Below are 7,853 nucleotides of genomic sequence, written 5' to 3'. Positions count from 1 at the left end.
CGCGCGACAGGTTCATGATGCGGCCGATCTGCGCGGCCTCGTCCGGCGACACCCGCTGCACGCCGACGAGCCCGGAATTCCGGTCCGCACGGCTCAGCCGTTGAATTCTTGTCGTGACGGCGGGGTCAGACGGTCTCGGGCAGTTCCTCGAGGCCCTCGGAGACCAGCTTCGCCAGGCGGTCCAGGGCGGCGTCCGCGCCCTCCGCGTCCGAAGCGAGCACGATCTCCTCGCCGCCCTGCGCGCCCAGGCCGAGCACCGCGAGCATCGACGCGGCGTTCACCGGGTTGCCATCGGCCTTGGCGATCGTCACGGGGACGCCGGAGGCCGTGGCGGCACGGACGAAGATGGAGGCGGGGCGGGCGTGCAGGCCCTCGGCCCAGCCGACGTTGACGCGGCGCTCTGCCATGGTGTTGCCCTTCGAGTCCGGGGGTTGTCTAGACCAGTCTCCCATAGTGCGCGGAGTGCTCGGGGACTCCCGGCCGTGCCTCGTCCACAGGCCCTCCGCGACCGGTGCCCCGCACCGTACCCTGGCCCCATGCGGACCCCGTCGGATCAGCCGGAGCATGACTACCCCGACCACTGGGAAGCCGACGTCGTGCTGCGCGACGGCGGCACCGCGCGGATCAGGCCCATCACCCCGGACGACGCGGAGCGGCTGGTCAGCTTCTACGAACAGGTCTCCGACGAGTCGAAGTACTACCGGTTCTTCGCACCCTACCCCCGGCTCTCCGCCAAGGACGTGCACCGCTTCACCCACCACGACTACGTGGACCGGGTGGGCCTCGCGGCGACGGTGGGCGGCGAGTTCATCGCCACCGTCCGCTACGACCGGATCAACGACCAGGGGCATCCCGCGAGCGCCCCCGCCGACGAGGCGGAGGTCGCCTTCCTCGTCCAGGACGCCCACCAGGGCAGGGGTGTCGCCTCCGCGCTCCTGGAGCACATCGCGGCCGTGGCGCGGGAGCGGGACATCCGGCGGTTCGCGGCCGAGGTGCTGCCCGCCAACAACAAAATGATCAAGGTCTTCACGGACGCCGGGTACACCCAGAAGCGCAGCTTCGAGGACGGCGCCGTACGCCTCCACCTCGACCTCGAGCCCACCGACCGGTCGCTCGCCGTCCAGCGCGCGCGGGAACAGCGCGCCGAGGCCCGCTCCGTACAGCGGCTCCTGGCCCCCGGCTCCGTCGCCGTCATCGGCGCCGGCCGCGCCCCCGGCGGCGTCGGCCGCACGGTCCTGCGCAACCTCCTCGACGCCGGCTTCGGCGGCCGCGCGTACGCCGTGAACCGCGCCCTGCCCCAGGGGCGGAGCACCATGGACGGGGTGCCCGCCTTCCGCTCGGTCGCCGACATCGGCGAACCCGTCGACCTCGGGATCGTCACCGTCCCCGCCGACCGGGTGGAGGAGGTCGTCGCCGACTGCGGCGCGCACGGCGTCCAGGGGCTGGTCGTCCTCTCCGCCGGGTACGCCGAGCAGGGCGCCGAAGGACGGGAGCGCCAGCGCGAGCTCGTCCGCCAGGCCCGCTCGTACGGCATGCGCATCATCGGCCCCAACGCCTTCGGCGTCATCAACACCGCCCCCGGCGTCCGCCTGAACGCCTCCCTCGCGCCGCACCCCCCGGCACAGGGGCGGATCGGCCTGTTCACCCAGTCCGGCGCGATCGGCATCGCCCTGCTCTCCGGACTGCACCGGCGCGGGGCGGGCCTGTCGTCGTTCGTGTCGGCCGGCAACCGTGCGGACGTGTCGGGCAACGACATCCTGCAGTACTGGTACGACGACCCCGACACGGACGTCGTCCTGATGTACCTCGAGTCGATCGGCAACCCGAGCAAGTTCACCCGGCTCGCACGCCGCACGGCGGCGGTCAAGCCCGTGGTCGTCGTCCAGGGCGCGCGCCACAGCGGCAGCGCCCCGCCGGGCCACGCCGTGCCGGTCACCCGCATCCCCTACGCCACCGTGTCGGCCCTCCTGCGCCAGGCGGGCGTCATCCGCGTCGACACGGTCACCGAGCTGGTCGACGCGGGCCTCCTGCTGGCCGGGCAACCGCTCCCGGCCGGCCCGCGCGTGGCGATCCTCGGCAACTCCGAGTCGCTCGGGCTGCTGACGTACGACGCGTGCCTGACCGAGGGCCTGCGCCCGCTGCGCCCGCTCGATCTGACGACCGCCGCCACACCGCAGGACTTCCGCGCGGCCCTGTCCGAAGCCCTCCGGGACGACGCGTGCGACGCGGTCGTGGTGACCGCGATCCCCTGGGTCGGCGAGAACGGAGTGACCGAGTCGGGCGACGGCGAGGTGCTGGCGGACGCCCTGCGCGCCGCCTCCGCCACGACCCCGGCGAAGCCGGTCCTCGTGGTCCACGTCGAAATGGGCGCCCTCGCGGACGCCCTGGCCGCCGCCGCGAGCACCGCGCCGCAACCGGCCGCCGCGAGCACCGCGCCGCAACCGGCCGGCACGGTCGCGGACCCGGCCGCCGCGAGCACGGCGCCACCACGCCAGGCCGTCCCCGCGGACGGGCCACACGGGACTCCGGCCGACCCGTCCGCAGCTCCGGCCACCCCACCCCCCGCCCCGTCCGCACCCGACCCGTCACCGGGGACCGACAACACCCGCATCCCCGCCTACCCCGCCGCCGAGCGGGCCGCCCGCGCGCTCGCCGAGGCCGTGCGGTACGCGCAGTGGCGGCGGCAGGCCGCCGAGCCGGGGCGGGTGCCCCACTACGAAGGCATCGACGAGGACGGCGCGGCCGAGCAGATGAAGCGGGCCCTCGGCGGAGACGGGGGCGGAGGCCGGACCGTGGGGGAGCGGGGCATCACCCTGGACACCGAGGCCGCCCGCGACCTGCTCGGGCGGTACGGCATCGACGTACGACCCGCTCTCCTCGCGCCCACCCCGGACGCCGCCGTCCGCGCCGCCGGCAGCCTCGGCTACCCCGTCGCGCTCAAGACGACCGCCCCGCACCTGCGCCACCGCCCCGACCTCGGCGGCGTACGCCTCGACCTCGCCACCGAACAGCAGCTGCGCGCCGCGTACGCCGAGCTGACCGAGGCCCTCGGCAAGCCGGAGGAGCTCCAGCCGGTCATCCAGGCCATGGCGCCGCGCGGCGTGGACACCGTCGTCCGCGCCGCCATCGACCCCGGCGTCGGCGCCGTGCTGTCCTTCGGCCTCGCCGGCGCCCCCTCCGAGCTGCTCGGCGACACCGCCCACCGGCTCGTCCCGGCGACCGACCGGGACGTCGCCGAGCAGATCCGCTCCATCCGCACCGCGCCGCTCCTCTTCGGCTGGCGCGGCTCGGACCCCGTGGACACCGCCGCTCTCGAAGAGCTGCTGCTCCGGGTGTCGCGGCTGGTCGACGACCATCCGGAGATCGTCACCGTCGTGCTTGAGCCGGTCGTCGTCGCGTCGCGCGGCCTGAGCGTCCTCGGCGCGACCGTCCGGCTCGCCCCGCCCCCCGCCCGCACCGATCTCGGGCCACGGCGGCTCCCCAGTTACTGAGGGGGCAGCCGTGCCCGACCGGCCCCGTAGGATGGAGCCCATGGCGAAGACCGGTACGACGACCCAGGGGCTGCGCGCGGCGATCGAGCGCAGCGGCTACTACCCGGCCCTCGTGGCCGAGGCGGTGGAGGCCGCCGTCGGCGGGGAGCCGATCGCGTCGTACTTGGTCCACCAGGAGACCACCTTCGACGCCAATGAGGTGCGCCGTCACGTCACCGTCCTGGTCCTGACGGCCACGCGGTTCATCGTCAGCCACACCGACGAGCAGAACGCCGACACCAGCTCCCCCACTCCGTACGCGACCACCTCCACCGAGTCGGTCAAGCTGGGCCGGATCTCCTCCGTGGTCCTCAGCCGGGTCGTCGCCAACCCCGAGTCGTACACCCCCGGCACGCTGCCGCGCGAGGTCGTGCTGAACATCGGCTGGGGCGCGGTCTCCCGTATCGACCTGGAGCCCGCCGCCTGCGGCGACCCGAACTGCGAGGCCGACCACGGCTACACCGGCAGCTCCACCGCCGACGACCTGAGCCTGCGCGTCAGCGAGGCCGGCGACGGCCCCGAGACGGTCCGCCAGGCCCTGGCCTTCGCACAGGCGCTGTCCGAAGCCACCGCGGCCACCCGCTGATGGCGCAGCCCACCGCGGCGGCCGCCGCCTGGCCCGACGACCCCGTCCCGCTCGCCCTCGACACCGCGCCCGTCCCCGAGTACGGCTCCGGCTCCCTCGCCGACCTGCTGCCGACGATCGGCGCGGCACAGGGCGTACCGGGCTGCGAGCACCGCATCACGGAGCTGGAGCCCGCCGACCGGAACTGCGTGTTCCTGATCGACGGCCTCGGCTGGGAGCAGCTCAAGGCCCACCCGGACGAGGCGCCCTACCTCACCTCGCTGCTCACCACCTCGCGCGGCGGCACGGGCCGGCCCCTGACGGCCGGGTTCCCCGCCACCACCGCCACCTCGCTGGCCTCCGTCGGTACGGGACTCCCGCCCGGCGCCCACGGCCTGCCCGGCTACACCGTGCTCGACCCGGACAACGGCGCGCTGATGAACCAGCTGCGCTGGCGGCCCTGGACGCCGCCGCACGTCTGGCAGCCGTACCCCACGATCTTCCAGCTCGCCGACGCGGCCGGCGTCCACACCGCGCAGGTCTCCTCCCCGGCGTTCCAGGACACCCCGCTGACCAAGGTCGCGCTCTCCGGCGGAACGTTCCACGGGCGGCTCTCCGGTGACGAGCGCATGGACTTCGCCGCCGAGCAGCTGGCCGCAGGCGACCGGTCGCTGGTTTACACGTACTACAGCGAGCTGGACGGCAGCGGCCACCGCCACGGCGTCGACTCCGACTCCTGGCGCGGCCAGCTGATGTGCGTCGACCGGCTCGTCCAGCGCCTGGCCGAGCAGCTGCCGCCGCGCGCCGCGCTGTACGTGACGGCCGACCACGGCATGGTCGACATCCCGTTCGACGAGCAGTCGCGCATCGACTTCGACGAGGACTGGGAGCTGCGCGCCGGAGTCGCCCTGCTGGGCGGTGAGGGCAGGGCCCGCCACGTCTACGCGGTGCGGGGCGCCGAGGCCGACGTGCTGGCCTGCTGGCGTGAGGTGCTCGGCGAGCAGTTCTGGGTGGCGAGCCGCGACGAGGCGATCGCCGCGGGCTGGTTCGGACCTCGGATCGACGAGCGGGTGTACGGCCGGATCGGTGACGTCGTCGCCGCCGCGCACGCCGACGTCGTGATCACCGCCTCCGTCAACGAGCCGCACGAGTCGGCGATGGCGGGCGTGCACGGCTCGATGACCCCGGCCGAGCAGCTCGTCCCGCTCCTCGAAGTACGTTCGTAACCCCCGCCGGACCCACCTGACCCGAAAGGTCGTCACTTCGCCATGCCCGAGCTGGTGTTCTTCTCCGGAACGATGGACTGCGGAAAGAGCACCCTCGCTCTGCAGATCGAGCACAACCGCTCCGCCCGCGGCCTCCAGGGGATGATCTTCACGCGTGACGACCGCGCGGGTGCGGGCAAGCTGTCCTCGCGCCTGGGTCTGGTCACGGACGCCGTCGAGGCCGCCGAGGGCTTCGACTTCTACGCGTACCTCGTGAGCCACCTCTCCAAGGGCGGGCGCTGCGACTATGTGATCGTGGACGAGGCGCAGTTCCTCGCCGCCGAGCAGATCGACCAGCTCGCCCGCGTCGTCGACGACCTCGACCTCGACGTCTTCGCCTTCGGCATCACCACCGACTTCCGCTCCAAGCTCTTCCCCGGCTCCCAGCGGCTGGTCGAGCTGGCCGACCGCATGGAGCGGCTTCAGGTCGAGGCGCTGTGCTGGTGCGGTGCGCGCGCCACGCACAACGCGCGCACCGTCGGCGGCGAGATGGTCGTCGAGGGGGCCCAGGTCGTCGTCGGTGACGTCAACGCCGGGGACGAGATCGGGTACGAGGTGCTGTGCCGGCGCCACCACCGGCGCCGTATGACGGCCGCCACCGCGCACGCGGCGGCGCTGTCCCCGGACGTCCTGCCGGTGGCAGAGGAGATCAGCGACCGGTCGAGGACCGTACGATCGTGAAGACCGCGCCCTCCGGGTCCGCGACCGTCGCGAGCCGCCCGGCGGGGTCGTCGCGGGGCGGCTCCAGGACCTGACCGCCCAGCTCGGTGACGAGTCGCGCGGACTCGTCGGTGTCCGCCACCCGGAACCAGGTCATCCAGTGCGCGCCCCGGTCGCGCGGCAGGGCGGCGCCGACGCCGTGCAGCGAGGCCACCGCACGGTCGCCCACCCTCAGGGTCACCAGGTCGAGATCGGCCGAGACCAGCGGGTCCAGCTCGTAACCGAACACCGTCTTGTAGAACTTGCTGACGGCTTCCGTCTCCTGCGTCAGCAGCTCGTGCCACGCGGGGGTGCCGTGCGTGCCCGCCACGGCCGTACCGAGGTGCGCGGCGGCCTGCCAGACGCCGAAGACGGCGCCCGTCGGGTCGGAGCAGATCACCATGCGACCGGCGTGGGCGGCGTCCAGCGGGCCGACGGCGACCGTGCCGCCGCTGCACCGGATCGATTCCGCCGTCTCGTCGGCGTCGTCGGACGCCAGGTACGGAGTCCAGGCGACCGGCAGGCTCCGCTCGCCCGGCAGCCGCCCGATGCCGGCGACCTCCCGGTCGTCCATCAGCCCGCGCACGTACGGGCCGAGCTGGTGCGGCCCCGGTCTGAACCGCCAGCCGAACAGCGCCCCGTAGAACTCCTGCGTCGCGTCAAGGTCGTGCACCATCAGGCTCACCCAGCAGGGTGTACCGGGTTTGCGGCGAGCCGCCTCGGTCATCGTCACTCTCTCCTCGGACCATCGTGGTGGCCGTGCGGGGGGACCGGGCGTGAGCGCCGTTCGTGACAGGCCTTCACGCCTTGACAGATGCTCGCACCACTGGCCGCGTGGCGCGCTCGGGCCGCGCCGGGATATGGCGCGATCCCGCAGGAGGCTGCCCGAATTCTCGTCGGCCATCCGCGCTGTGACGGTCACCGGCGCCGGGGCCTGAGCGAGGATGGCTCGTATGAACCCCATCATCTCCGCAGCCGAACTGGCGACCGAGCTCGCCGGGCCCCGCCCCCCGGTCCTCCTGGACGTCCGCTACACGCTCGGCGGCCCGCCCGGGCGTCCTGAGTACGAGGCGGGACACATCCCGGGTGCGGTCTACGTCGACCTCGACACGGAACTGGCGGGCACGCCCGGTCCGGGAGGCCGCGGCGGCCGCCATCCGCTGCCGGACGTGGCGGAGTTCGGCGCCGTGATGCGCCGCGCCGGTGTCTCCGCGTCCTCGCCGGTGGTGGCGTACGACGGCTCCCAGGGGTGGGCGGCGGCCCGGGCCTGGTGGCTGCTGCGCTGGACGGGGCACACGGACGTACGGGTGCTGGACGGCGGCCTGGCGGCCTGGCAAGGGGAGCTGTCGACCGCGACGCCCACGCCGGCCGTCGGGGACTTCAGGCCCCGGCCGGGCTCGCTGCCGCTGCTGGACGCGGACGGTGCGGCTGCCCTCGCGGGCACGGGCCTGCTGCTGGACGCCCGGGCGGCGGAGCGGTACCGGGGGGACGTGGAACCGATCGACCGGGTGGGCGGCCACATCCCGGGCGCGGTGTCGGCCCCGACCATGGAGAACGTCGACGAGGAGGGCCGCTTCCTGCCCGCCGAGGCCCTCGCGGCCCGCTTCAAGACCCTCGGCGCGACCGACGCGCCACAGGTCGGCGTCTACTGCGGCTCGGGCGTCTCGGCGGCCCAGGAGATCCTCGCGCTCGAAATCGCCGGCATCCGGGCGGCCCTCTACGCGGGCTCCTGGTCCGACTGGTCGAGCGACCCCAACCGCGCCATCACCAAGGGCCCCACGAGGGGCTGACGGC

At 74.1% G+C, this 7,853-nt stretch carries 7 protein-coding genes; 5 read left to right on the top strand and 2 right to left on the bottom strand.

Features of this window, described 5'->3' with window-relative positions; genetic code table 11:
• Positions 1–125 precede the first annotated feature (125 nt).
• Positions 126–407 carry an HPr family phosphocarrier protein gene (locus ABZZ38_RS13415; protein WP_138962230.1) on the bottom strand — a complete coding sequence of 94 codons (282 nt, stop codon included), beginning with the start codon at positions 405–407 and terminating at the stop codon, positions 126–128.
• A gap of 129 nt (positions 408–536) precedes the next feature.
• Here ABZZ38_RS13415 and ABZZ38_RS13410 point away from each other — a divergent pair, with 129 nt between their 5' ends.
• Genes ABZZ38_RS13410 through ABZZ38_RS13395 form a run of 4 tightly spaced genes read left to right on the top strand, consistent with a single transcriptional unit; the run spans position 537 to position 6,041 of the window.
• Positions 537–3,491, top strand: coding sequence for a GNAT family N-acetyltransferase (locus ABZZ38_RS13410; RefSeq protein ID WP_356738936.1), 2,955 nt, complete (start codon positions 537–539; stop codon positions 3,489–3,491).
• 40 nt (positions 3,492–3,531) lie between these two features.
• The gene (locus tag ABZZ38_RS13405) at positions 3,532–4,116 is read left to right on the top strand and encodes a DUF5998 family protein (protein WP_356738933.1); all 585 of its coding nucleotides are present in this window, start codon (positions 3,532–3,534) and stop codon (positions 4,114–4,116) included.
• A complete protein-coding gene (locus tag ABZZ38_RS13400; protein ID WP_356738931.1) occupies positions 4,116–5,321 on the top strand; it encodes a nucleotide pyrophosphatase/phosphodiesterase family protein in 1,206 nt (401 codons plus the stop codon). The genes ABZZ38_RS13405 and ABZZ38_RS13400 overlap by 1 nt, the downstream gene beginning before the upstream one ends.
• 42 nt (positions 5,322–5,363) lie before the next feature.
• Complete coding sequence (locus ABZZ38_RS13395) at positions 5,364–6,041, top strand: thymidine kinase (RefSeq protein ID WP_356738929.1); 678 nt, start codon at positions 5,364–5,366, stop codon at positions 6,039–6,041.
• Here the strand turns inward: ABZZ38_RS13395 and ABZZ38_RS13390 are convergent.
• Positions 6,010–6,786: a VOC family protein gene (locus ABZZ38_RS13390; RefSeq protein ID WP_356738927.1), complete on the bottom strand. Its 777-nt coding sequence runs from the start codon at positions 6,784–6,786 to the stop codon at positions 6,010–6,012. The genes ABZZ38_RS13395 and ABZZ38_RS13390 overlap by 32 nt on opposite strands.
• Before the next feature lie 226 nt (positions 6,787–7,012).
• On the opposite strand from ABZZ38_RS13390, the gene ABZZ38_RS13385 reads away from it, so the two are divergent.
• Positions 7,013–7,849 carry a sulfurtransferase gene (locus ABZZ38_RS13385; RefSeq protein ID WP_356738925.1) on the top strand — a complete coding sequence of 279 codons (837 nt, stop codon included), beginning with the start codon at positions 7,013–7,015 and terminating at the stop codon, positions 7,847–7,849.
• The last annotated feature ends 4 nt before the right edge of the window (positions 7,850–7,853 follow it).

The sequence above is a fragment of the Streptomyces sp. NPDC006368 genome, assembly GCF_040612535.1.
In the GTDB taxonomy this organism is placed as follows: domain Bacteria; phylum Actinomycetota; class Actinomycetes; order Streptomycetales; family Streptomycetaceae; genus Streptomyces.
The sequence above is the reverse complement of the archived record's forward strand: the minus strand, read 5'-3'. Positions and strand labels throughout refer to the sequence as shown.

What these genes read in the sequence shown, in the direction of transcription:
- ABZZ38_RS13390 (WP_356738927.1), bottom strand. Translation starts at nt 6,786, where the DNA reads ATGACCGAGGCGGCTCGCCGCAAACCCGGTACACCCTGCTGGGTGAGC.
- ABZZ38_RS13410 (WP_356738936.1), top strand. Translation starts at nt 537, where the DNA reads ATGCGGACCCCGTCGGATCAGCCGGAGCATGACTACCCCGACCACTGG.
- ABZZ38_RS13405 (WP_356738933.1), top strand. Translation starts at nt 3,532, where the DNA reads ATGGCGAAGACCGGTACGACGACCCAGGGGCTGCGCGCGGCGATCGAG.
- ABZZ38_RS13415 (WP_138962230.1), bottom strand. Translation starts at nt 407, where the DNA reads ATGGCAGAGCGCCGCGTCAACGTCGGCTGGGCCGAGGGCCTGCACGCC.
- ABZZ38_RS13400 (WP_356738931.1), top strand. Translation starts at nt 4,116, where the DNA reads ATGGCGCAGCCCACCGCGGCGGCCGCCGCCTGGCCCGACGACCCCGTC.
- ABZZ38_RS13395 (WP_356738929.1), top strand. Translation starts at nt 5,364, where the DNA reads ATGCCCGAGCTGGTGTTCTTCTCCGGAACGATGGACTGCGGAAAGAGC.
- ABZZ38_RS13385 (WP_356738925.1), top strand. Translation starts at nt 7,013, where the DNA reads ATGAACCCCATCATCTCCGCAGCCGAACTGGCGACCGAGCTCGCCGGG.